At 65.1% G+C, this 24,878-nt stretch carries 20 protein-coding genes and 1 pseudogene; 8 read left to right on the plus strand and 13 right to left on the minus strand.

Annotated features, from left to right (window positions below; genetic code table 11):
* Window positions 1-5: 5 nt before the first annotated feature.
* From acs to N8H22_RS10175, 3 genes are all read right to left on the minus strand, one after another.
* Window positions 6-1,961 carry an acetate--CoA ligase gene (gene acs, locus N8H22_RS10165; RefSeq protein ID WP_264590387.1) on the minus strand — a complete coding sequence of 652 codons (1,956 nt, stop codon included), beginning with the start codon at window positions 1,959-1,961 and terminating at the stop codon, window positions 6-8.
* A 427-nt stretch (window positions 1,962-2,388) separates the two neighbouring features.
* A complete protein-coding gene (locus tag N8H22_RS10170) occupies window positions 2,389-3,387 on the minus strand; it encodes a TRAP transporter substrate-binding protein (RefSeq protein WP_264590388.1) in 999 nt (332 codons plus the stop codon).
* 146 nt (window positions 3,388-3,533) lie between these two features.
* On the minus strand, window positions 3,534-4,433 hold the full coding sequence (locus N8H22_RS10175) for a LysR family transcriptional regulator (protein ID WP_264590389.1): 900 nt from the start codon (window positions 4,431-4,433) through the stop codon (window positions 3,534-3,536).
* 176 nt (window positions 4,434-4,609) lie between these two features.
* On the opposite strand from N8H22_RS10175, the gene N8H22_RS10180 reads away from it, so the two are divergent.
* Together N8H22_RS10180 and N8H22_RS10185 are read left to right on the plus strand one after the other, a co-directional pair.
* Window positions 4,610-5,812 (plus strand): CaiB/BaiF CoA-transferase family protein, encoded by a 1,203-nt coding sequence (locus N8H22_RS10180; RefSeq protein WP_104098189.1) that lies wholly within the window; start codon window positions 4,610-4,612, stop codon window positions 5,810-5,812.
* Between the two features lie 132 nt (window positions 5,813-5,944).
* Complete coding sequence (locus N8H22_RS10185) at window positions 5,945-6,868, plus strand: hydroxymethylglutaryl-CoA lyase (protein WP_264590390.1); 924 nt, start codon at window positions 5,945-5,947, stop codon at window positions 6,866-6,868.
* Window positions 6,869-6,880: 12 nt separating this feature from the next.
* On the opposite strand, the gene N8H22_RS10190 is transcribed toward N8H22_RS10185, so the two are convergent.
* On the minus strand, window positions 6,881-7,771 hold the full coding sequence (locus N8H22_RS10190; RefSeq protein ID WP_264590391.1) for an alpha/beta hydrolase: 891 nt from the start codon (window positions 7,769-7,771) through the stop codon (window positions 6,881-6,883).
* 198 nt (window positions 7,772-7,969) lie between these two features.
* Here N8H22_RS10190 and N8H22_RS10195 point away from each other — a divergent pair.
* From N8H22_RS10195 to N8H22_RS10205, 3 genes and pseudogenes are all read left to right on the plus strand, one after another.
* Window positions 7,970-8,191, plus strand: a pseudogene (locus N8H22_RS10195) (LysR substrate-binding domain-containing protein); the annotation flags it as partial.
* A gap of 72 nt (window positions 8,192-8,263) precedes the next feature.
* Window positions 8,264-9,589: a DUF2254 domain-containing protein gene (locus tag N8H22_RS10200; RefSeq protein WP_264590392.1), complete on the plus strand. Its 1,326-nt coding sequence runs from the start codon at window positions 8,264-8,266 to the stop codon at window positions 9,587-9,589.
* A 156-nt stretch (window positions 9,590-9,745) separates the two neighbouring features.
* Complete coding sequence (locus N8H22_RS10205; protein ID WP_264590393.1) at window positions 9,746-11,050, plus strand: MFS transporter; 1,305 nt, start codon at window positions 9,746-9,748, stop codon at window positions 11,048-11,050.
* 13 nt (window positions 11,051-11,063) lie between these two features.
* Here N8H22_RS10205 and arfB read toward each other — a convergent pair whose 3' ends face one another.
* The gene (gene arfB / locus N8H22_RS10210) at window positions 11,064-11,477 is read right to left on the minus strand and encodes an alternative ribosome rescue aminoacyl-tRNA hydrolase ArfB (RefSeq protein WP_264590394.1); all 414 of its coding nucleotides are present in this window, start codon (window positions 11,475-11,477) and stop codon (window positions 11,064-11,066) included.
* A 135-nt stretch (window positions 11,478-11,612) separates the two neighbouring features.
* On the opposite strand from arfB, the gene N8H22_RS10215 reads away from it, so the two are divergent.
* Window positions 11,613-12,653, plus strand: coding sequence for a metal-dependent hydrolase (locus tag N8H22_RS10215; protein ID WP_264590395.1), 1,041 nt, complete (start codon window positions 11,613-11,615; stop codon window positions 12,651-12,653).
* A gap of 75 nt (window positions 12,654-12,728) precedes the next feature.
* Here N8H22_RS10215 and N8H22_RS10220 read toward each other — a convergent pair whose 3' ends face one another.
* Window positions 12,729-14,681: a methyl-accepting chemotaxis protein gene (locus N8H22_RS10220; protein ID WP_264590396.1), complete on the minus strand. Its 1,953-nt coding sequence runs from the start codon at window positions 14,679-14,681 to the stop codon at window positions 12,729-12,731.
* A gap of 326 nt (window positions 14,682-15,007) precedes the next feature.
* Between N8H22_RS10220 and N8H22_RS10225 the strand changes: the two genes are divergently transcribed.
* Window positions 15,008-15,739: a TorF family putative porin gene (locus tag N8H22_RS10225; protein ID WP_264590397.1), complete on the plus strand. Its 732-nt coding sequence runs from the start codon at window positions 15,008-15,010 to the stop codon at window positions 15,737-15,739.
* Window positions 15,740-15,811: 72 nt separating this feature from the next.
* Here the strand turns inward: N8H22_RS10225 and N8H22_RS10230 are convergent, their stop codons facing one another.
* From N8H22_RS10230 to N8H22_RS10250, 5 genes are all read right to left on the minus strand, one after another.
* A complete protein-coding gene (locus tag N8H22_RS10230; protein ID WP_264590398.1) occupies window positions 15,812-17,590 on the minus strand; it encodes an ABC transporter ATP-binding protein in 1,779 nt (592 codons plus the stop codon).
* Complete coding sequence (locus tag N8H22_RS10235) at window positions 17,583-18,215, minus strand: DsbA family protein (protein WP_264590399.1); 633 nt, start codon at window positions 18,213-18,215, stop codon at window positions 17,583-17,585. Before N8H22_RS10235 ends, N8H22_RS10230 begins: the two co-directional genes overlap by 8 nt.
* A 93-nt stretch (window positions 18,216-18,308) precedes the next feature.
* Complete coding sequence (locus N8H22_RS10240) at window positions 18,309-19,244, minus strand: rhodanese-related sulfurtransferase (protein WP_264590400.1); 936 nt, start codon at window positions 19,242-19,244, stop codon at window positions 18,309-18,311.
* Window positions 19,245-19,388: 144 nt separating this feature from the next.
* Window positions 19,389-19,685 carry a BolA family protein gene (locus N8H22_RS10245; RefSeq protein ID WP_264590401.1) on the minus strand — a complete coding sequence of 99 codons (297 nt, stop codon included), beginning with the start codon at window positions 19,683-19,685 and terminating at the stop codon, window positions 19,389-19,391.
* A 10-nt stretch (window positions 19,686-19,695) separates the two neighbouring features.
* Window positions 19,696-20,202: a DUF2059 domain-containing protein gene (locus tag N8H22_RS10250; protein WP_264590402.1), complete on the minus strand. Its 507-nt coding sequence runs from the start codon at window positions 20,200-20,202 to the stop codon at window positions 19,696-19,698.
* 146 nt (window positions 20,203-20,348) lie between these two features.
* On the opposite strand from N8H22_RS10250, the gene N8H22_RS10255 reads away from it, so the two are divergent.
* Window positions 20,349-21,743: a class II fumarate hydratase gene (locus tag N8H22_RS10255; protein ID WP_264590403.1), complete on the plus strand. Its 1,395-nt coding sequence runs from the start codon at window positions 20,349-20,351 to the stop codon at window positions 21,741-21,743.
* A 239-nt stretch (window positions 21,744-21,982) separates the two neighbouring features.
* Here the strand turns inward: N8H22_RS10255 and N8H22_RS10260 are convergent, their stop codons facing one another.
* Window positions 21,983-23,167 (minus strand): thiolase family protein, encoded by a 1,185-nt coding sequence (locus N8H22_RS10260; RefSeq protein ID WP_264590404.1) that lies wholly within the window; start codon window positions 23,165-23,167, stop codon window positions 21,983-21,985.
* A gap of 109 nt (window positions 23,168-23,276) precedes the next feature.
* Complete coding sequence (gene pap, locus N8H22_RS10265; RefSeq protein WP_264590405.1) at window positions 23,277-24,770, minus strand: polyphosphate:AMP phosphotransferase; 1,494 nt, start codon at window positions 24,768-24,770, stop codon at window positions 23,277-23,279.
* Window positions 24,771-24,878: the final 108 nt, after the last annotated feature.

Consider the following 24,878-nt stretch of genomic DNA (forward strand, 5'->3'; position numbering starts at 1 on the left):
CGCGCTCAGCTGCGCTGCATCGCCTGATGCGCGGCAATCAGCTGTTGCACCACTGACGGATCGGCCAGCGTCGAGATATCGCCAAGGCTGTCGTAGTCATGAGTGGCGATCTTGCGCAGCAGCCGGCGCATGATCTTGCCCGAGCGGGTTTTCGGCAGCCCCGGCGCCCACTGGATCACGTCCGGCACGGCGATCGGCCCGATTTGCCGGCGCACCCACTGCTGCAACTCCTGACGCAGGCTGTCGCTCGGCTCGACGCCTGTCACCAGCGTGACGTAGACGTAGATGCCCTGGCCCTTCAGCGGATGCGGCACGCCGACTACCGCCGCCTCGGCGACGTTGCGATGGGCCACCAGTGCGCTCTCGATCTCGGCGGTACCCATGCGATGACCGGAGACGTTGAGCACATCATCGACCCGTCCGGTGATCCAGTAATAACCATCCTCGTCGCGCCGCGCCCCGTCACCGGTGAAGTACATACCGCGGAAGGTCTTGAAGTAGGTGTCGACGAAGCGGTCGTGGTCCTTGTAGATGGTGCGCATCTGTCCTGGCCAGGAGTCGAGGATCACCAGATTGCCCTCGGCCGGCCCCTCCAGCAGATTGCCGAGATTGTCCACCAGCCCCGCCACCACGCCGAAGAACGGCCTGGTCGCCGAGCCCGGTTTCAGCGCCGTGGCACCCGGCAATGGGCTGATGAGGATGCCGCCAGTCTCGGTCTGCCACCAGGTATCGACGATCGGGCAGCGCGACTGGCCGACGGTTTCGTAGTACCAGTGCCAGGCTTCGGGATTGATCGGCTCGCCCACCGTGCCAAGCAGGCGCAGGCTGGATCCGTCGGCACCGGCCACCGCGGCGGCGCCTTCGGCCATCATCGCGCGGATCGCCGTCGGCGCGGTGTAGAGAATGTTGACCCTGTGCTTGTCGATGATCCGGGCGATGCGGGCGACGTCCGGATAGTTCGGCACGCCTTCGTACATCAGCGTCGTCGCGCCGTTGGCCAGCGGACCGTAGATCAGGTAGCTGTGCCCGGTGATCCAGCCGATGTCAGCGGTGCACCAGTAGATTTCGCCGGAGCGGTAGTCGAATACCCGTTCGTGAGTCAGCGCGGCGTACAGCAGGTAGCCGCCACAGGTGTGCAGCACGCCCTTGGGCTTGCCGGTGGAGCCAGAGGTATAGAGGATGAACAGCGGCTCCTCGGCGGCCATCTCCTTCGGCGCACAGACCTCGCCGGCGACGCGCATGAGGTCGTCGTAGCAGATGTCGCGATGCGGGTGCCAGCGGATGTCGGTGCCGGTACGCCGCACCACGATGATCTTCTGCACGCAGCTGGTCTGCGGGTTGGTCAGCGCCTCGTCGACATTCTCCTTGAGCGGCACCGGTTTGCCGCCGCGCACACCCTCGTCGGCGGTGATCACGATCTTCGACTGACCATCGATGATGCGTCCGGCCAGCGCCTCCGGGGAGAAGCCACCGAACACCACTGAATGGATCGCACCGATGCGTGCGCAGGCCAGCATCGCTATGGCTGCCTCGGGAATCATCGGCATGTAGATGGTCACCACGTCGCCGCGGTGCACGTCCTGACCGCGCAGGGCATTGGCGAACTTGCTGACCTCCTGGTGCAGCTCGCGGTAGGTGATCTCGCGGTGTTCGGAAGGGTCATCACCTTCCCAGATGATCGCCAGCTGATCACCACGTTCGGCCAGGTGCCGATCGAGGCAATTGGCAGAGACGTTGAGCGTGCCGTCGGCGAACCATTTGATATCGACATGGTGATCGTCGAAGGACGTGCGCTTGACCTCGCTGAAGGGTCTGATCCAATCCAGGCGCGCCGCCTGCTCGCGCCAAAAGCCCTCGGGATTGACCACCGACTGTTGATACATCGCCTTGTAGGTGGCCTCGTCGGTCAGCGAACGCGCGGCCGTCTCGGGCCGCACGGGATACAGAGACGCAGCATTCATGGGCATAACCTCATGTCTGTCCGGTGATCGCTTCACTTCAGTTTGTGGAACCCTGTCCTACAGGCGACCCCTACGAACCCAAAGTGGCTTGCTCGAGCGGCGCCGCACTCGACCTCGCTCGCAAACCGCCAACCAACGCCTGACAGACATGTTTCGCCACGCAGCACGCCGCAACGTCATCGCGGCCACTGCCTAAAGCATAGACAGTGGATCGTGCAGGCATTTCCGTACGGACTGCCGCAGCATCACGGCAGAACTTTTCGACGGGCGAAAAAAAGGGCGACCCCATTCGGGACCGCCCGTCCAACCAGTAAACCGGTCAGTACACACTTAATCGGATCACGCAGATTCGATGCTGGCATTGTGCTGCGCTGCTGGAGGAGCGGACACTGCACGATGGTCTAACAGACCGTCGCCACGGTATGCCTCAGCGCTCGCTGTTCGCCGCGCGGGCTGCCTCGATCAGCTCTTTGCCGATTTCATCCTCGTACTTCTTCCAGGCCGGCTGTACCGCTTCGCGCCACTTGGCGCGCTGCTCGTCGCTGAGCACCAGGATTTCGCTCTTGCCCGAGTCGATCACGCCCTGCTTGGCCTTCTCGTTCAGCGCCTCGGCCTGACGGTTCACCTCGACGGTGACCTCGTCGATGATCGCTTCCAGCTCGCCACGCACCTCCGCAGGCAGACCATTCCAGAACTTCGTATTGGTGATCAGCAGGTAGTTGCCGATGCCGTGGCCGGACTCGGTGATGTACTTCTGCACCTCGTGGTACTTCTGGCTGTAGATGTTCGACCAGGGATTGTCCTGGGCATTGACCACGCCGGTCTGCAGGCCTTGGTAGATCTCGGCGAAGGCCATCTTGCGCGGCACCGCCCGCAGGGCGGTGTACTGGGCGGCCTGCAGGTCCGAGGGCTGTACGCGGAATTTCAGCCCGCGGGCGTCGGCCGGCTCGCGCAGCGGCTTGTTGGCAGTGAAGTGGCGCATGCCGTTGAGCCAGTAGGCCAGGCCGGTGATGCCCTTGTCCTCCATCGACTTGAGCATGGCGCGGCCCTTGTCCGACTGCTGAAAGCGCTGCGCGGCGGCCATGTCGTCGAACAGGAACATCAGGTCGAACAGCTGCAGCTGCTTGGTGTACTGCTCAAGCTTCGACGGTGCCGGCGCCAGCAGCTGCACCTCGTTCATCAGCAGTGCCTCCATCTCCTTGCCGTCGCCGTACAGCGAGGAGTTGGCGAACACCTGCACCTCCACCTGCCCGGGCAGGCGCTCTTCCACGAGCTTCTTGAACATCAGCGCGCCCTGGCCCTTCGGCGTGCTGTCGGCGGTGATATGGGAGAACTTGATCAGGATCGGATCGGCCTGGGCGCCGAGCACGGTGAATAGCGCCGAAGCGGCGAGCAGACGGGTGATGCCACGGGTGAGTCGTGCCATGGAGAGCTCCGTTTTGTAGTTGTGTGAGCCATGCAGCTGGTCCGACTCTACCCCGGCACCAGCTATGCGCTGAATTGCTATTTGGCCAAGCGCGACTTCGTGGTTGGCGAAGGCCGTGACGCGATCGCGCCGCTGAACGGCTTCGTTCAGGCCTGGCCTTCGCGAAGCGTGAGGTGCTCGAGCATCTGCCGGGCAGTCACCGACAGGCTTTCCAGGTTGCGCACGCCCAGCTTGAGTTCGCGCCGCGCCCAGACATCGGTCAGCGGCACCATGGCCACGTCCAGCGCCGGCAGGTAGTTGCGCACCACCTGCTCAGGCAGCACGCCGATGCCCATGCCGGTGTGGATCATCCGGCAGATCGCCTCGAAGCTGCGCACCTGGATGCGCAGGCGCAGCGGCGTGCCCATCTGCTGTGCCGACTGCTGCAGCAGGGCATGCAGCGAGGCGTCCTGCTGCAGGCCAATGAAGTCGAAGCCTGCCGCCTCGCGCAGTGCAATGCATTCGCGGCCGGCCAGCGGATGCTCACGTGGCGTGACCAGCACCAGCCGATCCTCGCGGTAGGGAAACACCTGCAGGTCCTCGGCCGGCATGTGCCCGGCGAAGAGGCCGATATCGGTCAGCCCCTCGCGCAGGGCGCGCAGGGTGTCACTGCTGACGCGCTCCTCCAGGTCGATCTTCACTTCCGGGTGCTGGCGGGCAAAGGCGCTCAGGTCTTCGGGCAGGAACTCGATCACCGCCGAGGTGTTGGCGTGGATGCGCACATGGCCCTTCACGCCCTGGCTGAACTCGCTGAGGTCAGCGTCCAGCTGCTGCAGGTTGTCCAGCAGGTTGCGCGCGTGGTGCAGCAGCGCGTGGCCGGCCGGCGTCAACTCGACGCCCTTGGGCTGGCGATAGAGCAGGCTGACGCCGAGCTGCCCTTCCAGATCGCTGACGCGCTTGCTCACCGCCGCCAGCGCCAGATGCTCGCGCTCGGCGGCGCGGGTCAGGCTGCGCTCGTCGGCGATGGCGACAAACAGGCGCAGAGTAACGAAATCAATGCGACGCATATTGGATTCCCGTATTCGCGGTAGACGAAGCATGCGCTGCCCGACCTAAGCTTTTCAAAGCTCCTTTCGTCTTAGCCTTCGTGAGGCGCGAAACCTTACTTGGCCAACGGCCAATTGTCCGCTGCCGATGGGTCGGTCATGCTCGGCACCATGAATCAACCGGCACAGGTGTCGTGATGAGCGAACAGACAGACAAGAACCTGCCGCTGCAGGGCCTCAAGGTGATCGAGATGGGCCAGCTGATCGCCGGCCCCTTCGCCAGCAAGCTGCTCGGTGAATTCGGCGCCGATGTGATCAAGATCGAGCCGCCCAAGGTCGGCGACCCGTTGCGCAAGTGGCGCAAGCTCAAGGACGGCACCTCGCTCTGGTGGCATGTGCAGTCGCGCAACAAGCGCTCGGTGACGCTCGATCTCAAGGCCGCGGAAGGCCAGGAAATCGTCCGCCAGCTGGTGGCCGAAGCCGACATTCTGGTGGAGAACTTCCGCCCCGGCACGCTGGAAGAATGGGGCCTGGGCTGGGATGAGCTGTCGAAGCTGAACCCTCGGCTGATCATGCTGCGCATTTCCGGCTACGGCCAGACCGGCCCCTATCGCGACCTGCCTGGCTTCGGCGTGATCGGCGAAGCCATGGGTGGCCTGCGCCACCTCTCCGGCTATCCGGGCCAGCCGCCGGTGCGGGTTGGCGTCAGCATCGGCGATTCGCTGTCCTCGTTGTATGGCGTGATCGGTGTATTACTCGCCCTGCAGGAGCGCAACCGTAGCGGCCAGGGTCAGGAAATCGACGTGGCGCTGTACGAGTCGGTGTTCGCCATGATGGAAAGCCTGGTGCCCGAATACGACGCCTTCGGCTACGTTCGCGAGCCGGCTGGCAGTGCCCTACCCGGCATCACGCCGTCCAATTCCTATCTGTGCAACGACGGCGCCTACGTGCTGATCGCCGGCAATGGCGACAGCATCTACAAGCGCCTGATGACCCTGATGGGCCGCCAAGACCTTGCCGATGATCCGCGCTTCGCCCACAACGACGGCCGCGCCCAGCACGCCGAGCTGATCGATGCCGCCATTGGCGAATGGACCATCCAGCACAGCCGCGACGAGGTGATCGAAGCACTCAAGGGCGCCCGCGTGCCGGCCGGCTATCCCTACACCGCCGCCGATATTGTCAAGGACCCGCACTACCTGGCGCGGCAGATGATCGAGCAGGTGCAGACCTTCGCCGGCCCGCTCAAGGTACCGGGCGTGCTGCCCAAGCTGTCACGCACGCCCGGGCGCATCGGCGAAGGCGGCCCGCAACTGGGCGAGCACACCGACGATGTGCTGGCCGGCCTCGGCCTCACCGATGAACAACGCCAGGGCCTGCGCGAGCGCGGGATCATCTGAACAGTGCGTCATCCACCCTGCGCCCATACGTAGGGTGGACAACGCGAAGCTTGTCCACCAGCCAGCAAACCACAACGGTGGATGGGTAGAGCGTCATCCACCCTACGCCAAGGCCCAACCGACAGGATTCCCATGAGCAAACGCCTTTATATCCAGGAAGTCGCCACCCGCGACGGCTTCCAGATCGAAGCGGACTTCGTGCCAACCGAAGCCAAGATCGCCCTGATCGACCGCCTCTCGCAAACCGGGCTGGCGAAGATCGAGGTCACCTCCTTCACCTCGCCCAAGGCCATCCCCAACCTGCGCGACGCCGAGGACGTGATGCGCAGCATCCGCCGTGCGGAGGGCGTCGAGTACACCGTGCTGGTGCCCAACGTGAAGGGCTGCGAGCGCGCCCTGGCCTGCGAGGTGGACGAGATCAACCTGGTGATGTCGGCCAGCGATACCCACGGCCTGGCCAACCTGCGCATGACGCCTGAGCAGTCGCTGGTGCAGTTCCGCGAAATCATCGAAGTCACTCGCGGCAGTGGCGTGTTCATCAACGCCTCGCTATCGACCACCTTCGGCTGCCCCTTCGAGGGCGATGTGCCCGAGCGGCGCATCTATGAGCTGGTGCGACGCCTGCTGGAGATCGGCGTGCAGGGCATCACCCTCTGCGACACCACCGGCATGGCCGACCCGGCGCAGGTCGAGCGAATCTGCCGCGAAGTGCTGAACAGCTGGCCACAGGCAGTATTCACCGCACACTTCCACAATACCCGCGGCATGGGCCTGGCCAACGCGCTGGCAGCGCTGAACGCCGGCATCGACCGCTTCGATGCCTCGCTCGGCGGACTCGGCGGCTGCCCTTACGCGCCCGGCGCCAGCGGCAACATCTGCACCGAAGATCTCGTGCATATGTTCCAGCGCATGGGCCTAGACACCGGCGTCGATCTCGACCGCCTGCTGCAATGCGCCGCCGACCTGCCCCAACTGGTCGGCCACGACGTGCCGGGCGCGGTACTCAAGGCAGGCAAGGCCGATCGCCGTTATCCGAAACCGAAGTGGATGGAGTAAGCAGGCGTCTGATCAGACGCCCTGACAGAACTGCAGGATCGCCTCGGCCACCGCTTGCGGCGCCTCGCGCTGAGGGAAATGACCTACTCCAGGCAACAACTGTCGGTGGTAGGGCCCGCTGAACATGGCTTCGCGCCCGGCCGAGGTCTCCGGTGCGTTACAGGTATCGGCCTCGCCGTGCAGCACGAGCGTCGGCACAGCGAGCACCGGGGCCGGCTGCAGTAGCGCCTCGTCCTGTGCATAGGCCGGATCACCGTCGACGAAGCCCCAGCGGTGGCGATAGGAATGCAGTACCACGGCAGCCCAGTCCGGGTTGTCGAACGCCTTCAGCGCCTGGATGAAATCCGCCTCGGCGTACCAGCCGGCCGGAGACCAGGTATCCCACAGCAGCCGCGTAAAGGCCGCGCGATCCTCGACTACCGTGTGCTCACCGCGTGGCGTGGCCATGTACCAGTGATACCAGTAGTTGCGCGCCTGACTCAGCGAGATGTGCTGGTTCGGGTCATTGGTGCCGTAGCCCACCGCCAGCATCACCAGCCGTGCCGCCGCGTGGTGTCGCAGCCCGCAGGCGTTGGCCACTGCGCGCGCGCCCCAGTCGTGACCGACCAGCACCGGCTGATCGAGGCGCAGCGCGTCGATGAAATCCAGCAGGTCACGCCCCAGTGCGGCCAGCTGCCCGCTGCGCGGGGTCAGCGGGTCGATAAAGCGCGTCCGCCCGAAACCACGCAGTGTCGGGCACAGCACGCGATAGCCAGCCGCGGCAAGGCGCTCGGCCACGGCGATCCAGCCTTCCGGGCAATCCGGCCAGCCGTGTACAAGCACGGCTACCTGCTGGCCACGGGGATTCCATTCGAGATAAGCGATATCCAGCACCGGCGTGCTGACAAAGGCATAACGACTCATGCCGGCGTCTCCTTACGTTGGTCGAGCGGTCAGCATAAGCGTTCGCCTGGGTAAAAAAAGCGGGCCTGTCTCATCTGCACAGGCGCCGCGAAATTGATTGGCGAAGAAGCTGGGCGAGGTCACACGGCACCCTGCCCGCGCGGCTGCGCGGCGCTCTTCGCCGGCAGCCCGCTTGGTTTCAGGAGCGGTTGGCTGCCGAGCTTCGAGGCGGTGTGCCGGATGATCGAGGCCGGTGTCGGCACCGGCATCATTCCGGAAGCCGCCGCGCGCCGGCGCAGCCGCACCATGCAGTTCGCCCTGGTACCGCTCGACGAACCCTGGGCGGTGCGCGAACGCAGCATCCTGGTGCGCGAGCGGGATGCCCTGCCCGGCTACGTGCTCGCGCTGATCGCAACACTGACGCCCGGCGACACGGCCTGAGCGAACGTTACGCCCCGGATGCTGCCGAAAGGCGGGTAGTCCCGCTTCGGCGGACCATCGCAGGGAGCCACCATGTCCGCACTGACCAACAGGCTGTTCCGCCTGTATCACCGGGTGATCGGCAGCATCGCCTTCTATCCGACACTGATCGCCCTGGGCCTCGTCTGCCTGTGTCTCGTCACCATCGTGCTGGAAATGACCTGGTTGCAGCCCTACAAGGAAGACCTCGACCTGGGGCTGGTGAAGAATGCCGACAACGCCCGGCTGATTCTCGGCACCCTGGTCGGCGGCATCATCTCGTTGATGGTGTTCAGCTTCTCGATGGTAATGGTAGTGCTCAACTCGGCCGCTTCGTCGCTATCGCCGCGGGTGATCCCTGGGTTGATCAGCAGCCGCAGCCACCAGCTAGTGCTGGGCGTTTATCTGGGCACGATCATCGACTCGCTGATGCTCATCTCGACCATTCAGGAAGGCGCCGACATCAACGTGCCGAGCCTGGGAATCTTCCTCGCGCTGGGTCTCGGCGTGGTCTGCCTGTGCCTGTTCGTGTACTTCATCCGCTCCATCTCGCTGTCGATCCAGGTCGACTTCATCCTCAACCGCGTCTACAAGCAGACCCACGCACAACTCCAGCAGCGGTGCGAAAGACAGGCCCGACGCCCGCTCCCGGATTGGCCTGACGACCGCCGATGGCTGACGATAAGGGCTCGGCGCTCGGGCTATTTCAAGGCGCTGAACGTCAGCGCCGCGCAGGCATTGCTGGACGAGCAGGATGCGTGCATGACCGTGCAGGTGCATTACGGCTTCTTCGTCATGCCCGGGCACCCGCTCATACGGCTGGACCGCGAGCTGGACGAGCGTTGCGTCGAGCAGCTGCTGGACTGCTTCGATTTCTACGTCGAGGAATATGCCCACCGGCATTTCTTCTTCGGCTTCAAGCAGATCGTCGAGATCGCCGTGCGCGCACTGAGCCCGGGGATCAACGACCCCGGCACGGCGATCAAGGCGATCGACATGATGGGCGTGCTGTTCGCCGAACGCATGAAATTGCCGGCCCACGACGTCGCCCCCGAACAAGGCGTGCCACGAATCTATTTCAGCGAGTTGGACCTGCACCACTTGCTGCACCTGGCGTTCGGGGCGTTGCGCTGCTACGGCCGCAATGACCTGCAGGTATTGCTGACGCTGCTGCAGGCCTGCAAGAACCTGTTGTTCAGCGCCACCGATCTCGACAGCGAGCGCGTCCTGCTGCGCCATGCCCAGGCAATCGTCGAGCAGGCGGCTACCTCGTTGGAAGGTGCGCTGGATCGGCAAGCGGTGGCCGAGGCGGTGCAGTCGCTGAATCAGGCCGTGCGACTTGCCGAGCCGCTGGCGAACTCCCTCGCAGGGGAATCCTGAGCGCAGCCTGCTGTCGACGACATGGCGGAGCTCCGCTCCGCTCAGAAAGCCTCGTCGCCGCATTTTCTTTCGAATCATCCAGTTGCAGCCCAGCGTCAACCACGCCAGTCGCGTCGCAACTTGCTTTCGCTAACTTCGTTACCTAGGGTGTCGCTAATGAAGTCCTTGATCGCCCCCATCAGCTCACTGCTCGCCGGCGTGGCCCTGCTCCTGCTGGGGCACGGGTTGCTGAATACACTGCTGACGCTGCGCGGGGTGGCCGAGGGCTACTCGACCGGCCTGATCGGCCTGCTGATGTCCGGCTACTTCGCCGGCTTCCTGATAGGCACCTGGCTCGCGCCCTCGCTGATCCGGCGCATCGGACATATCCGGACCTTTTCTTTCTACGCCGCGCTGGCGGCAACCGCGGTGCTGCTGCACGTACTGATCGTCAACCCCTGGGTGTGGCTGGTGCTACGCGTGATGTACGGGGTCGCGCTGGTGACGCTGTACATGGTCATCGAAAGCTGGCTCAACGCTCAGGTAAATGGCGAGAAGCGTGGCCAGGTGTTCGCCGTCTACATGGCGGTGAACCTCGGCTCGCTGGCAGCCGCCCAGCAGTTGCTGGGGCTGGGCAGCCCGCTGGAGTTCACCCTCTTTGCCGTGGCGACCATTCTCATCGGCGGCGCGCTGATGCCCATCACCCTCACCCGCCAGCCGCAGCCAACGCTCCCGGACGTACCGCCGACTGACCTACTGCAGTTGGCGCGCATCGCTCCGCTGCCGCTGATGGCGGCCGGCATCTCGGGATTCACCCTCGGCGGTTTCTGGGGACTGGCGCCGGTCTATGCCAGCGAAGTGGGCTTCGATGCCGCAGGTATCGGCCTGATGATGAGCATGACCATCCTCGGCGGCGCGGTGCTGCAATGGCCGGTCGGTCTGCTCTCCGATCGCTTCGAGCGGCGCACGGTACTGCTCTGGGTGGCGGCTCTGGCCGCGGCGCTGCCACTGGGCCTGACAGTGCTCGAGGCCGGGCCGGCGCTGCTGGGGCTGATGTTCGTCTGGGGTGGACTGGCGTTTTCGATCTACTCCATCGCTGTGGCACAGATGGTCGATCACCTGAACCCCGACGAGATTCTTTCCGGCTCCAGTGGTCTGCTGCTGGCCAACGGCTTCGGTGCCGCGCTCGGCCCCGTCATCGCCGGTGGCCTGATGCATCTGGCAGGGCCGGTCGCGCTGCCGCTGTTCTACGCGGTGTCGCTCGGCATTCTGGCCTTCTATGCCATCTACCGCCCACGCAGGGTTGTCGACCTGGTCACCGAACCCCACGGCCATTTCACGCCGATGCTGCGCACCAGCCCTACGGTGATGGAGCTGATGCCCGATGCGCCGGAAACAGTGCCTGCCGAACCGCTCAACGAGGAGCACCTGGACGACCTGCCGCCCGAAGAACCGCTCGAGGAAAAACGCACCGGCACCTGACAGCTGCCGCGCCTCAGAAATCCACCTTGCCGCGCCCGGCCTTGATCGCACCGCGTTTGCTCTTGCCCTCCAGCCGGCGCGTCTTCGACCCCAGGGTCGGTCGGGTCGGGCGTCGCGCCTTCTCCACCTTGGTGACGCTGCGGATCAGCTCGACGAGGCGTTCCAGCGCGTCGGCGCGGTTCTGCTCCTGAGTCCGATAGCGCTGCGCCTTGATGATGATCACGCCGTCACTGGTGATACGGCTGTCGCGTAGCGCCAGCAGGCGCTCCTTGTAGAACGACGGCAACGACGAGGCGTTGATATCGAAGCGCAGGTGCAACGCGCTGGATACCTTGTTGACGTTCTGCCCGCCGGCCCCCTGGGCACGGATCGCGGTGAGCTCGATCTCGGCATCGGGCAGCTGCACGGTGTTGGAAATTTCCAGCATGGGGCCTTCGGCACGCAGGGAGTTGGCGGGATTGTCCTACGCGCGCGGCATGACGGACAGGTTTGAACACAATTTCCGTGCAATCAGCCCCGAGGCCTCGGCTAAGGTAAACCACCCAGATTCACGGACCTGCTGATGGATTCGATCACCCAGGCAGTACTCGGCGCCAGCGTGCAGGCGGCGCTGCTCGGTCGCTGGCAAGGCCGCAAGGCCCTGCTATATGGCGCCATGCTCGGCACGTTGCCAGATCTCGACGTGGTCATCGACTATGGCGATGCGGTGGCGAACATGACCTATCACCGCGGTTTCAGCCACTCGCTGTTCGTGGTCAGCGGCCTCGCTCTGCTGCTGGCGGTCCTCGCACGCCGATTCCGGCCCGATCCGGGCTACTCCGCTGCGCGCCTGTTTCTCACGCTCTGGCTGGTGCTGCTCACCCATGTACTACTCGATGCCTTCACTAGCTACGGCACGCAGCTGCTGTGGCCGCTGGATACGCCGCCAATCGCCTGGTCCAGCGTGTTCATCATCGATCCGCTGTACAGCGTGCCGCTACTGCTGGCGGTGCTGGTCACCGGGCTGACCGGCCTGCGCGGCCGCGCCGCGCACTGGCCAGCCGTCGCGCTGCTGCTGTCTTCGCTCTACCTTGGCTTCACCGTGGCCGGCAAGCAGATGGCCGAGCAACGTGTCCTGGCGGAGATGACGCGCGAGGGTATTCAGGCGGAGCGCATGTTCAGCACACCAACGCCGTTCAACAGCCTGCTCTGGCGGGTAATCCTGGTAGACGGCGAGCGCTACCACGAGGCATTGGTCGGCTGGCTCGACGAGGCACCGCCGCAGCTGGTGGCGTTGCCACGCGGCCAGCATCTGGCGGCGGCACTCACCGACTCGCCGCACCATGCACGCCTGCAATGGTTCACTGGCGGCCTGTTGCGCTACGACGAAGAGGACGGCCAGCTGCTGGTCACCGATCTGCGACTGGGCATGACCGGTTTCCATCCGTTCCGCTTCCCGCTGGCCGAACGCAACGGCAGCGGCTGGACGCTGCTCGACAATGCTGAGCGTCTGCCCGCCGAACGCGGCGATCTGAGCCGCCTCGAAGTGCTCTGGCGGCGCATCTGGCAGCAACATCCCGACGTGCCGCTGGGCGACTGGGCAACCGACCTGAGCCGACGCTGAGGCCGGCAGCCGGCGCAATCGACACCAACAAAAACCCCGGCGCCAGGCCGGGGTAGATTGTTCAGCGAGCAGCCATCAGGTGCGGAACTGCCGGACCAGCCCCTGCAGTTCGGCCCCGAGTCTGGCCAGCTCGGCACTGGCGGCCGCGGTCTGCTCGCTGGCGCTGGCGCTCTGCTCGCCGATGTCGCGCACACGGGTCACGCTCTCGGAAATGTTTTCGGCGACCGCACTCTGCTGCTCGGCAGCGGCGGCGATCTGCTGGTTCATCTGCTCGATGGTCGATACCGACTCGGTGATACGGCCCAGAGCCGTCCCGGCCTCGTTGGCCAGTTCGACGGTGTGCTGGGTCAGGTTGCGACTGGTCTCCATCTGCTCGACCGCTTGCTGCGCGACGCGCTGCAGGTTGCCGATCAGCCCTTCGATCTCCTCGGTGGAGTCGTGGGTACGCCGCGCCAGCGCACGCACCTCGTCGGCCACCACGGCGAAGCCGCGACCCTGCTCGCCGGCACGCGCGGCTTCGATGGCGGCGTTGAGCGCCAGCAGGTTGGTCTGCTCGGCGACCGCACGGATCACCTCCAACACGCTGCCGATGCGCCCACTCTCGGTGTTCAAGGCCTCGATAGCCTGTGCCGAATGCTCCACTTCGGCAGACAGATTGCCGATCTCGCCGATCGCGCCTCTGACCACCCGATCACCTTGGCGCGATTGCTGGTCCGCCTGCTGTGCGGCGACCGACGCCTGCTCGGCGTTGCGCGCGACTTCCTGCACCGTCGCGGCCATTTCGTTCATGGCGGTGGCGACCTGATCGGTCTCCTCGCGCTGCTTCTCCACACCGGCACTGGTCTGCGCCGTGACGGAGGACAGCTGCTCGGCCGCCGCCGCGATCTGGCTGACGCCGCCGCCTATGCGCCCGATCAGGCCGCGCAGGCTGTCGGTCATGTCGTGCATGGCATTCTGCAGCTGGCCCAGCTCGTCGCCGCGCGTGCTCGCCTGGGACTGGGTCAGATCACCGCTGGCCACCCGCTGGGCCTGCACCACGGTCTGGCGCAGCGGGACCACGATCATCCGCGAAATGCTGGCGGCGGCAACCAGGCCGATGATGATCGCCAGCGCACCGATCACTGCCAGCAGCAGGTAAGTGCTAGCACGCTGGGCGCGCATTTCCTCGGTGGCCGCGACCAGCGTCTGATCGGCGGCCTCGATCACCAGGCGGGATTGTTCGGCCATCTGCCGCTCTACCTCGAGGCGCTTGCTACGGTTGTCGCGGAACTCGTCGAAGGCGCGACGATAGCTCTCCAGTTCGGCCAGGGCGGTGTCCATCGACCCTTTCTGCTCGTCGTTCAGCCAGATCTTCAGGTTGCTGCCGATCGTGACGACGTCCGAGTGCAGCGAATTCCAGCTGTCCGCCGCCTCCTGGGCACTCGTCGCGACATAGGCGTTTTCCTGGGTGCGCAGGTCGAGGATGTTCTTGGTCAGGCCGGACGTGGCTTCGGCGACGGTCAGCGGATCGCTGCCCTTGAGGCGGTCGCCTTCCAGGCGCAACACGCGAACCGCGTCGTACATGTCCAGTTCGATATATTCGAACTCTTCACGGCTCTTCTGCGCGGCCACTCCCATCCGCTTGCGCAGCTCGACGCCGTGGGCAATGAGCTGACCGTACTGGTCGAACAGGCGTCCGTATTCCGCTGCGGCCTGCCGAATGCGCTGCAGATTGGCCTGCTCGGCACTGCTGGCGCCCGTTGCCAGCTCGTCGATTTCACCGTTCAGCTTGGCCAGCGTCTCGCGCAATGCGGCAGCCGACTGCTCCTGGCGGGTTAGCGCGTAGTCACGCTCCTGTCCGCGGGCCGCAAGGATGTCCGCATTGATCTGCGCCACCTGGTTGATCTGCCGCGACCGCGTAACGGTGGTATCCACCGCGACGAAGCCGGTCGCCGCCACGGCCATGGTCAGCAACAGCACCATGCCGAAACCGAGAGTCAGCTTCTTACCGACGGACAGGTGGGTGAACAGTTGGGCAAATGATCGCATCAGAAAATTTCCGTTTTGTGAGGCACGGCTTGGAAGTCGGCAAAGGGTACTAATAGTTGAGCAAATAGTTAGCTTTTTTTGGCGCCTTAAGACTGACGGTAGCCCCAAAAGAGTGCGAGCTCGATCAATCGACCGTTTATCGCCTCAAATTAGCGCGATCATGCCGCTTGCCGAAGCGGGAGGCACATCCCTAAACCTCATAACCACATGACTGGAAAGGCTTTTTCCGAGATTGGCAAGCAAACTGCTATGACGCTCCCGCCTGATAGCGATCAGGTTCCGCGACGAGGGGCACACCCTCGCGTTACCAACAGGGAGTCATCACCATGCTCAAGCAACTCACCGTTGCGCTCACCGCTGTTTCGACCATGGGCTTCAGCGCGCTGGCCGCCAGCGAGACGGTACCTTCGGCCATCGGCGACTTCGATGTCAGCATGACCGCCACCCTGGCGAGCGATTACATCTGGCGCGGGCAATCGCAGACCGGGGGTTCGGGCGCCGTACAGGGCAGCCTGGACATCGCCCACGAAAGCGGGCTGTACATCGGCGCCTGGGCATCCAACGTCGACGATCAGGTGTTCACCGGCAATTCCGGTGGCGCCGACATGGAGGTCGACTACTACGTCGGCTACGGCGGTGACCTGACCGACTGGCTGAGCTACGACCTGTCCTGGAACACCTACACCTATCCGCAGGCCAGCTCGTACAACGTCGACGAATGGATCGGCAAGCTCAGCGCCTACGGCTTCACGGTCGGCGCCAAGTACGCCTACGACCCAAGCAGCGCGCTGTACTCCTTCATCAGTTATGAGTACGAGTTGCCTTACGAGATCGGCCTCGGCCTGGCCTACGGACATACCGACACCAAGAATGCCGAGCTGGACGCCGATGAGCAGTACAACGACTGGAGCGTCACCCTCAGCAAGACCATTGCCACGCTCGACGTTGCGCTGATGTACAGCGACACCGACATCTCCGAGTGCGTCGCCAACATGGGTTACACCGATGACGACGACTGCGACGCCAACCTGACCCTGTCGGTCTCCAAGAGCTTCTGAGTCAGCGCCTGCGCGGTTGCCGTTGGGGGAGGCGACAACCGCGTCAGGCCATTTCCACGCAGCGACCGCTGATCAGTGCTGCAGGTGGCCGTACAGCTTGGCGTACAGACCACCCTCGGCGATCAGCTGCTGATGCTCGCCCTGCTCGGCGATGCGGCCGCCATCGAACACCAGCACCCGATCCGCCTGCTTCACCGCCGACAGGCGGTGGGCGATGATCAGCGTGGTACGCCCCTTGAGAAAACGCGTCAGCTGCTGATGCAGCGCGTACTCGGTGGCCGCATCCAGCGCGGAGGTGGCCTCGTCGAGAATCACCACCTTGGGTTCGGCCAGCACCATCCGCGCCACCGCCAGACGCTGGCGCTGCCCGCCCGACAGACGCACGCCGGAGCGCCCGACGATGCTGTCGAGACCCTGCGGCAACTGGCGCACGGTATCGGCCAACTGAGCGATTTCCAACGCCCGCCAGCAGCTGGCATCGTCGCGCTCGCGACCCATGCACAGGTTGGCGCGCACCGTGTCGTTGAACAGCGCCGGATGCTGCAGCACCACCGCGACGTTGTCGCGCACCGTGTTCAGACCGATGTCCGCGAGCGGCACGCCGCCGAAACGGATTTCCCCGGCCTGCGGCTGATACAGCCCCAGCAGCAACTGCACCAGCGTGCTCTTGCCGCCACCGCTGGCGCCGACAATGGCCACCTTCTCGCCGGCGGCAATGGTCAGGTCCAAGCCCTCCAGCACCGGCTCGTCCTGATAGGAAAAGTGCAGCCCGCGCACCTCGATGGCCACGGTGTCGTGCCCGGCGAATGGGTCCTGGCTACCGGCATACTGCGGTTCGTCGGCGCGCGCCAGCAGCTGGTTGATGCGCGTCAGCGCGCCACCGGCGGCGTAGAAGGCGTACTGCAGGCTGAGCAGCTGCTCCACCGGGCCGATCATGAACCACAGGTAGCTGAATACCGCGAGCATCTGGCCGATGGACAGGTCGGAGAACAGCACGGTGAGCATCGCCGCGGCGCGGAACACATCGATGCCAAACTGGAACAGCAGGCCGCTGGCGCGGTTGGAGGCATCAGTCTTCCATTGCGAGGCCACCGCGTAGTCGCGCACCTCGCGCGCCTTCAGCCCCAACCGGCCAAGGAAGAAACCCTGGCGATTGCCGGCGCGCACTTCCTGTATCGCGTCGAGGGTTTCGGTCAGCGCCTGGGTGAAGCCGGCGGTGCTGTCGTTCTCCAGCTTCTTCAGATGCTTGACCCGCTTGCCCAGCTGCACCGTGGCGTAGATCACCAGCGGGTTGAACAGCAGGATCAGCAGCGCCAGCTGCCAGTGCATCCACACCAGAATGGCCGCGGTGCCGACGATCGACAGCAGCGCCACCAGCAGACGGCTGAGGGTCTCGCCGATGAACTTGTCGATGGTTTCCAGATCGGTGACCAGATGCGCCGCCACGGTGCCACCGCCGAGGCTTTCGTACTCGGCCAGGGCGATGCGTTTGAGCCGCTCGATCAGCCGCACGCGGATGCGGTAGACGATGTCCTTCGACAGCCGCGCGAACAATCGCGCCTGCAGGACGTTGAACACCAGCGCCGAGCTGCGCAGCAGCAAGGTCACGCCCAGCATCAGGCCGATATAGCCAACCGCCGTCTGCCACGTCTGCGGCAGCAGCTGGTCCATGACCTGCAGCGCGCTGTCACCCTGCCCCAGCAGCACTTCGTCCACCAGCAACGGCAGCAACAGCGGAATCGGCACGCTGCACAGCGTCGCCAGCACCGCCACCAGATTGGCAAGGAACAGCGCCTTGCGATGACGCAGGGCGAGGCGGCGAATCTCCGCCCAGCTGAGCTGGTCAGGCATGGGCGTTGCGCTCCAGCCAGCGCGCCAGCAGCGGTGCGAGCAGCTCCTGCGGCTGGTAACCGTTGGTCAGCAATGCCAGCTGGCCGTGGCGTTGGGCGAGCAGGGTCGGAAAACCGGCAATACCCAGATTCTGCGCCCAAGCGAAATCGCCCGCAGTGGCGGTCCGGCAGTCCGGCGAGTCGAAGCACTCGGCGAACTCGATGCGCGGGATGCCGGCGGCTTCGGCCAGTTCGACCAGCTGCGCCGGCAGGGTCACATCGCGGCCCTCGGCGTAGAACGCCTGCTGGATAAGCTGGGCCAGCGGCCAGACGCAGCTTGGCTCGAGACTGCGCGCGGCCACCAGCGCGCGGCAGGCCGGCTCGGTGTCGTAAACCAGTCCTTCGGGCAGGCCGGCATCGAAGTTGAACGGCTGGCCGGTGGCCTCGTGCACCGCCTGCCAGTAGGACAGCGTGCGAACCCGACCGGCCTGATCCATCGCCGCGTGCTCGCGGCGCAAGCCGCCGACCACCAGTGTCAACGGCACGTCGCTGACCCGCGCCTGCTCAGCCAGTACCTGCAGCACCGGTGCGAAGCCCCAGCACCAGGAGCACATCGGGTCCATCACATAGATCAGTCGAGCGCTCATGGTTTCTCCGGGCCAGTGGCGGATGGGACGGTCGGGTGAATCGCAGTATCGGGTCGTCGCGGAGCGCAGCCTAGGCCGCCATCGCCGCGGCGGTCATGCGTCCGGTTGCCGCGGATCGCGCCCGATGGGTGTGGGCTGGTTGCGCTGGCGTGCCAGCTCGATCTGCTTCTGCCGTTCGCGGGCGCTGGCGCGGGTCTTCTCGCTGAGCGTGTCCCAGCAGTGGGGGCAACTGATACCGGCAGCGTAGTGCTCGGACTGACGGTCTTCCACGGAGATCGGGCTGCGACAGGCGTGGCACAGGTCGAAATCGCCGGCCGACAGGTCGTGGCGCACGGTCACGCGGTTGTCGAACACGAAGCAGTCGCCACGCCAGCGACTCTCGGCCTCCGGCACCTCCTCGAGGTATTTGAGGATGCCGCCCTTGAGGTGATAGACCTCCTCGAAGCCCTCGCCGAGCATGTAGCTCGACGCCTTCTCGCAGCGGATGCCGCCGGTGCAGAACATCGCCACCTTCTTGTGCCGGGCCGGGTCGTAATGCACCTTGATGTACTCGGGAAACTCGCGGAAGGAGGCGGTCTTGGGATCGACCGCACCCTCGAAGGTACCGATGGCGACTTCGTAGTCGTTGCGCGTGTCGATCAGCAGCACCTCGGGATCGTCGACCAACGCGTTCCAGTCTTTCGGTTCGACGTAGGTGCCGACGCGCTGGTTGGGATCGACCCCGGGCACGCCGAGGGTGACGATTTCCTTCTTCAGCTTGACCTTGGTGCGGTAGAACGGCTGCTCATCGCAGTACGACTCCTTGTGGTCGATATCGGCCAGGCGTGAGTCGCGGGCGAACCAGGCGAGCAGCGCATCGATCGCCGCGCGGCTGCCGGACACGGTGCCGTTGATGCCCTCCTCGGCCAGCAGCAGCGTGCCGCGGATGCCATGGGCGGTGAGCGTATCGAGCAGGGGTTGGCGCAGCGCGACGTAGTCCGGCAAAGCGACGAACTTGTACAGCGCCGCGACGACGATCTTCGCGGTCATGCTGATTTCCTCCGGTGGTCGCCCTCGCAAAGGGCGGACGGGGCAAGCAAAACGAAAGCGCCGGCGTGAGCCGGCGCGGGGTGCGGATTCTAGCAAACAAGTCGCTGCTGGCGTGCTCGCAGCCGCCGAACGACCTCGGCGAGGTTACTTGTGCCCGCCGGCGCACACCGGCGACGCCGGCACGGCGGTCTGCTGTGCCCATTCCTCGGGGGTGTAGGTGTGCAGCGCCAGCGCATGCACCTGCTGCATCAGCTCGCCCATGGCCGCATAGGCCTTCTGATGGCGCTTGACCGAATTGAGCCCGGAAAATTGCGGGCTCACGATCACCGCCTTGTAGTGGGTTTCCTGCCCGCGGCTGTGCATGTGGCTCTCGTCGAACACCTCAAGGTGCTGCGGCTCGAGCGCTTGCAGGGCGTTCTGAATCAGTTCGATCTTGGACATTCTGGCTCCGTCAGGGCTTCTGGGTATCGAGTTCGGCCGTCATCTCGGCCAACAGCTTGTTCACTTCCGGCACGGCGGCTTCGAGCTTCTGCTGGGTCAGCTGGGCCGAACGCGCATTGAGCTCCGGCAGCTTGGCGAGCATTTTCTTACCCAGCGGCGACTGGTAGAACTCGATCAGCCCGGCCAACTCCTGCTCGGTGAACTGGGTGGTATAGAGAGTGATCAGCTCGGGCTCGAGCTTCTTCCAGCCGATGGCCTTGTCCAGTGCCGCATCGGCCTTGGCCTGATAGCGCTCGAGCAGCGCCTTCTTGCTCTCCGGCGCCTGGGTTTCGGCGAAGCGCTGGGCGAACATCTGCTGCACCTGCGCATACACCGGCACGGCGAGTCGGTCAGCGTTGGCCAGTTGCAGGAAGCGCTCGGCATTGCGCGCATGGCTGGCCTGGTCGGCATGGGCGGCGGCGCTGACAAGGGTGAGAAACACAGCGGTGCAGAAGCCGAAAACACGAAACATGGACATTGGATTTTTCCTGAATGGGCAATAGGTAGCCCTCAATGGACACATTCTGCGCCCGGAGTTCCAATGCCTCAAGAACCGGCGCCGACGCACGGAACCCGCACCGCGCCCGGACAGCCTAAGCATTGATCACTCATCAGGAGCACAGCATGACACGCACCGAAACCGACAGTCTGGGCCCGATCGAGGTACCCGAGCAGGCCTACTGGGGGGCGCAGACCCAGCGTTCGCTGGTCAATTTCGCCATCGGCGACCAGCGCATGCCGCTGGCCGTACTGCACGCGCTGGCTCTGATCAAGAAGGCCGCCGCGCGCGTGAATAACCGCATCGGCGACCTGCCGCCTGACGTCGCCCGACTGATCGAGCAGGCTGCCGACGAAGTGCTGCACGGCCAGCACGATGACCAGTTCCCGCTGGTGGTCTGGCAGACCGGCAGCGGCACGCAAAGCAACATGAACGTCAACGAGGTGATCGCCGGGCGCGCCAACGAGCTGGCCGGCGGCAACCGCGGCGGCAAGAGTCCGGTGCACCCCAACGATCACGTCAACCGCGCGCAAAGCTCCAACGACTGCTTCCCCACGGCGATGCACATCGCCGCTGCGAGGGCGGTCCAGCAAGACCTGCTGCCGGCCATCGCCGAGTTGTCCGGCGGCCTTGCCGAGCAGGCGGCGCGCCATGGCAAGCTGGTCAAGACCGGGCGCACGCACATGATGGACGCCACGCCGATCACCTTCGGCCAGGAGCTGTCGGCCTTCGTCGCCCAGCTGGATATCGCCGAGCGCGCAATTCGCCAGACCTTGCCGGCGGTCTATGAGCTGGCCCAGGGCGGCACCGCGGTCGGCACCGGGCTGAATGCGCCGCACGGCTTCGCCGAAGCGATCGCCGCGGAACTGGCGGCGCTATCCGGCCTGCCCTTCGTCTCGGCGCCGAACAAGTTCGCGGCACTGGCCGGCCATGAGCCGCTGGTGGCGCTGTCCGGCGCGCTGAAGACGCTCGCCGTAGCACTGATGAAGATCGCCAACGACCTGCGCCTGCTCGGCTCCGGCCCGCGTGGCGGTTTCGCCGAGGTGCGGCTGCCGGCCAACGAGCCCGGCAGTTCGATCATGCCCGGCAAGGTCAATCCGACCCAGTGCGAGGCGCTGTCGATGCTCGCCTGCCAGGTCATGGGCAACGACGTGACCATCGGTTTCGCCGCCAGCCAGGGCCATCTGCAACTCAACGTGTTCAAGCCGGTGATCATCCACAACCTGCTGCAATCGATCCGCCTGCTGGCCGATGGCTGCCGCAATTTCAACACGCACTGCGTGGTGGGCCTGGAGCCGGATGCCGCGCGCATGGCCGAGCACCTGGAGCGCGGGCTGATGCTGGTCACTGCGCTGAACCCGCATATCGGCTACGACAAGGCGGCGGAGATCGCCAAGAAGGCTTACGCCGAGAACAAGACGCTGCGCGAGGCGGCGCTGGAGCTGGGCTACCTGACCGATGAGGAGTTCGATCAGTGGGTACGCCCGGAAAGCATGCTCGAATCCGGTCAGCAGGGCTGAGCAGGCTTGTCTGGCGCGGCGCTGCCGGTGGATAACGCTGCGCGGTTATCCACCCTACAGTGTCCGGTCGGATCGTAGGGTGGATGGCCGCAGCCATCCACCGGTTTGCCACCCCAGAGGCAACGATCGGCCAGCGTCGGCAGGTAACCGTGGATAACACTGTCGCGGTTATCCACCCTACAACGCCAAAAAGAAACCCGCGCCGTGGCGCGGGTTTCTTTTATTGATCGCCGTTCGGCTCAGCCCACCGCTTCGAACAGCCCGGAAGCGCCCATGCCGCCGCCGACGCACATGGTCACCACGCCGTAACGCAGGTTGCGTCGCTGCAGTTCGCGGATCAGGTGGCCGGCGGTGCGTGAGCCGGTCATGCCGAACGGGTGGCCGATGGAAATCGAACCGCCGTTGACGTTGAACTTCTCGTTGTCGATTTCCAGCTTGTCGCGGCAATACAGGCACTGCGAGGCGAAGGCTTCGTTGAGTTCCCAGAGGTCGATATCGTCGATCTTCAGCCCCTTGGCCTTGAGCAGGCGCGGCACCGAGTACACCGGACCGATACCCATCTCCTCCGGCTCGCAGCCGGCGACGGTGAAACCACGGAAGAACGCACGCGGCTTGAGGCCCAGCTCGATGGCCTTCTGCAGGCTCATCACCAGGGTCATCGAGGCACCATCGGAGAGCTGCGAGGCGTTGCCGGCGGTCACTGAACCATCGTCAGCGAATGCCGGCTTGAGCCCGGCCAGGCTCTCGTAGCTGGTATCCGGACGGTTGCAGTCGTCGCGATCGACCACGCCGTCGTGCTCGGTCCGCTCGCCGGTGGCCTTGTCCTCGGTGAAATAGCGCACCTGCATCGGCACAATCTCGTCGACGAACAGCCCCTCGGCCTGCGCCCGCGCGGTGCGCTGCTGGCTCTGCAGCGCGTAGCGGTCCTGCTGCTCGCGGGTGACGTTGTAGCGGCGGGCGACCAGTTCGGCGGTCTGCCCCATGCTGTGGTAGATGCCCGGTACCCGCTCCTGGATGATCGGGTTGTAGAGGTGGTCAGTGTTGCGGCTCTTGGCCGTGAGGGTGATCGACTCCACCCCGCCGGCGACGATCACGTCGCTGCAGCCGGATGCGATCTGGTTGGCGGCGATGGCGATGGCCTGCAGGCCCGACGAGCAATAACGGTTGAGCGTCATGCCCGGGCAGTCGATGCCCAACCCCGACAGCACCGCGACATTGCGCCCGATGTTGTAGCCCTGCGCGCCCTCGTTGGAACCGGCGCCGACGATGCAGTCCTCGACCAGTCGCGGATCGAGGTCGTTGCGCGTCAGCAGCGCATCGACGCAATGGGCCGCCATGTCATCGGGACGGGTCATGTTGAATTTGCCGCGGAAGGACTTGGCCAGGCCGGTCCGCACGCTGTCGACGATTACCACTTCACGCATGGCTCACCTCAGGATCTTGTTGTTGGCGATGTCCCGAGCATAGTGTCGCCGACGCGCCGCTGGCGACGACCATTCAGCCCGCCTATGCACGGCCATCGTCCACCGCCGGCTACTTGGCGATGGCGGCCTCCAGCGCCTCGTTGAGCGTGCGCAGCACCTTGATGCGGGCGAAGCGCTTGTCGTTGGCCTCGACCAGCGTCCAGGGCGCGATCTCGGTGCTGGTGCGGTCGACCATGTCAGCCACGGCGCCGGCATAGGCGTCCCACTTCTCGCGGTTGCGCCAGTCTTCCTCGGTGATCTTGAAGCGCTTGAACGGCGTTTCTTCGCGCTCCTTGAAGCGCTCGAGCTGGGTGTCCTGGTCGATCGACAGCCAGAACTTCACCAGCACCACGCCGGCATCCACCAACTGCTCCTCGAAGTCGTTGATCTCACTGTAGGCGCGCAACCACTCGTCCGGTGTACAGAAGCCTTCGACGCGCTCGACCAGCACGCGGCCGTACCAGGAGCGGTCGAAGATGGTGAACTTGCCGCGCTCCGGCACATTGCGCCAGAAGCGCCACAGCCAGGGCTGGGCGCGTTCGTCCTCGCTCGGCGCGGCGATCTGCACGGTGCGGTACAGGCGCGGATCGAGCGCCCCGGTGACCCGGCGAATGGTGCTGCCCTTGCCTGCCGCATCGTGGCCCTCGAACAGCGCCAGCACGCCGCGCTTGCGTATCCGCCGATCGCGCAGCAGCCGCGACAGGCGTGCCTGCTCCTCGGCCAACTGAACCTGATAGCTGTCCTTGTAGAGCTTCTGGCTGAGGTCGAGGCTGTCGAGCAGCGTCAGGCGGTCGAGGTCCAGCGCGAGCGGCGCCGAATGAGGGTGCGAGATGCCGTTCACCGGCTGTTCCGCCGCGGCCAGCGCGGCCTGCAATCCCTCGAGCAGCAGGCGACCGACTGCCAGGCTGCGGTAGCGTTCGTCGACGCCCTCGATCACGTACCAGGGCGCGAAGTCACGGCTGCTACGGCGCAGCACCTGCTCGCCGTAGCGCACGAACTTGTCGTAGGTCTTCGATTGCTGCCAGTCCAGCGGGCTGATGCGCCAGCTGTGCAGCGGGTCGTCCTTGAGCGAATCCAGTCGCGCCTTCATCTGCGCCTTGGACAGGTGGAACCAGAACTTGAAGATCAGCGTGCCTTCGTCGCAGAGCAGGCGCTCCAGCCGTTGCGCGCGGGCGATGGCCAGCTCCAGCTCGGCCTTGTCGATGCGCCCGTGCACGCGATCTTCGAGCATCTTGCTGTACCAGTCGCCGAAGAAGATGCCGGTGCGCCCCTTCGGCGGCAGACGCCGCCAGTAACGCCAGGCTGGCGGATGCGACAGCTCCTCGTCGCTCGGCACCTCAAAGCTTTCGACGGTGATCAGCCGCGGGTCCATCCACTCATTGAGCAGCTTGACCGTCTCGCCCTTGCCGGCGCCCTCGATGCCGTTGATCAGGATCAGCACCGGAAAGCGCGCCTGTTCCCGCAGCCGGTACTGCGCCTGCAACAGCGCTTCGCGCAGTGTCGGCACCTCGGCGTCGTAGGTGGCCTTGTCTACCGCGTGGCCAATCTCGGCGGATTCGAACATCGGTTTCTCCCTGTCTGGCAATGTCGCTCACCCTAGCAGGCCGGTGGCCGCGCGTGCGAGCGCCGCCGCGACGCATGAAAGGCGAGCGCAGACGCACTGCGCAACACG

This window comes from Stutzerimonas sp. S1, assembly GCF_025966695.1.
GTDB lineage: Bacteria > Pseudomonadota > Gammaproteobacteria > Pseudomonadales > Pseudomonadaceae > Stutzerimonas.

Excerpts from the sequence above, each read along its gene's own strand:
- N8H22_RS10170 (WP_264590388.1), bottom strand. The coding sequence starts at position 3,387 with ATGGCACGACTCACCCGTGGCATCACCCGTCTGCTCGCCGCTTCGGCG.
- N8H22_RS10250 (WP_264590402.1), bottom strand. The coding sequence starts at position 20,202 with ATGTCCATGTTTCGTGTTTTCGGCTTCTGCACCGCTGTGTTTCTCACC.
- N8H22_RS10220 (WP_264590396.1), bottom strand. The coding sequence starts at position 14,681 with ATGCGATCATTTGCCCAACTGTTCACCCACCTGTCCGTCGGTAAGAAG.
- N8H22_RS10180 (WP_104098189.1), top strand. The coding sequence starts at position 4,610 with ATGAGCGAACAGACAGACAAGAACCTGCCGCTGCAGGGCCTCAAGGTG.
- acs (WP_264590387.1), bottom strand. The coding sequence starts at position 1,961 with ATGAATGCTGCGTCTCTGTATCCCGTGCGGCCCGAGACGGCCGCGCGT.
- N8H22_RS10240 (WP_264590400.1), bottom strand. The coding sequence starts at position 19,244 with ATGACCGCGAAGATCGTCGTCGCGGCGCTGTACAAGTTCGTCGCTTTG.
- N8H22_RS10190 (WP_264590391.1), bottom strand. The coding sequence starts at position 7,771 with ATGAGTCGTTATGCCTTTGTCAGCACGCCGGTGCTGGATATCGCTTAT.
- pap (WP_264590405.1), bottom strand. The coding sequence starts at position 24,770 with ATGTTCGAATCCGCCGAGATTGGCCACGCGGTAGACAAGGCCACCTAC.
- N8H22_RS10185 (WP_264590390.1), top strand. The coding sequence starts at position 5,945 with ATGAGCAAACGCCTTTATATCCAGGAAGTCGCCACCCGCGACGGCTTC.
- N8H22_RS10255 (WP_264590403.1), top strand. The coding sequence starts at position 20,349 with ATGACACGCACCGAAACCGACAGTCTGGGCCCGATCGAGGTACCCGAG.
- N8H22_RS10225 (WP_264590397.1), top strand. The coding sequence starts at position 15,008 with ATGCTCAAGCAACTCACCGTTGCGCTCACCGCTGTTTCGACCATGGGC.
- N8H22_RS10205 (WP_264590393.1), top strand. The coding sequence starts at position 9,746 with ATGAAGTCCTTGATCGCCCCCATCAGCTCACTGCTCGCCGGCGTGGCC.
- N8H22_RS10230 (WP_264590398.1), bottom strand. The coding sequence starts at position 17,590 with ATGCCTGACCAGCTCAGCTGGGCGGAGATTCGCCGCCTCGCCCTGCGT.
- N8H22_RS10260 (WP_264590404.1), bottom strand. The coding sequence starts at position 23,167 with ATGCGTGAAGTGGTAATCGTCGACAGCGTGCGGACCGGCCTGGCCAAG.
- N8H22_RS10175 (WP_264590389.1), bottom strand. The coding sequence starts at position 4,433 with ATGCGTCGCATTGATTTCGTTACTCTGCGCCTGTTTGTCGCCATCGCC.
- N8H22_RS10200 (WP_264590392.1), top strand. The coding sequence starts at position 8,264 with ATGTCCGCACTGACCAACAGGCTGTTCCGCCTGTATCACCGGGTGATC.
- arfB (WP_264590394.1), bottom strand. The coding sequence starts at position 11,477 with ATGCTGGAAATTTCCAACACCGTGCAGCTGCCCGATGCCGAGATCGAG.
- N8H22_RS10235 (WP_264590399.1), bottom strand. The coding sequence starts at position 18,215 with ATGAGCGCTCGACTGATCTATGTGATGGACCCGATGTGCTCCTGGTGC.
- N8H22_RS10215 (WP_264590395.1), top strand. The coding sequence starts at position 11,613 with ATGGATTCGATCACCCAGGCAGTACTCGGCGCCAGCGTGCAGGCGGCG.
- N8H22_RS10245 (WP_264590401.1), bottom strand. The coding sequence starts at position 19,685 with ATGTCCAAGATCGAACTGATTCAGAACGCCCTGCAAGCGCTCGAGCCG.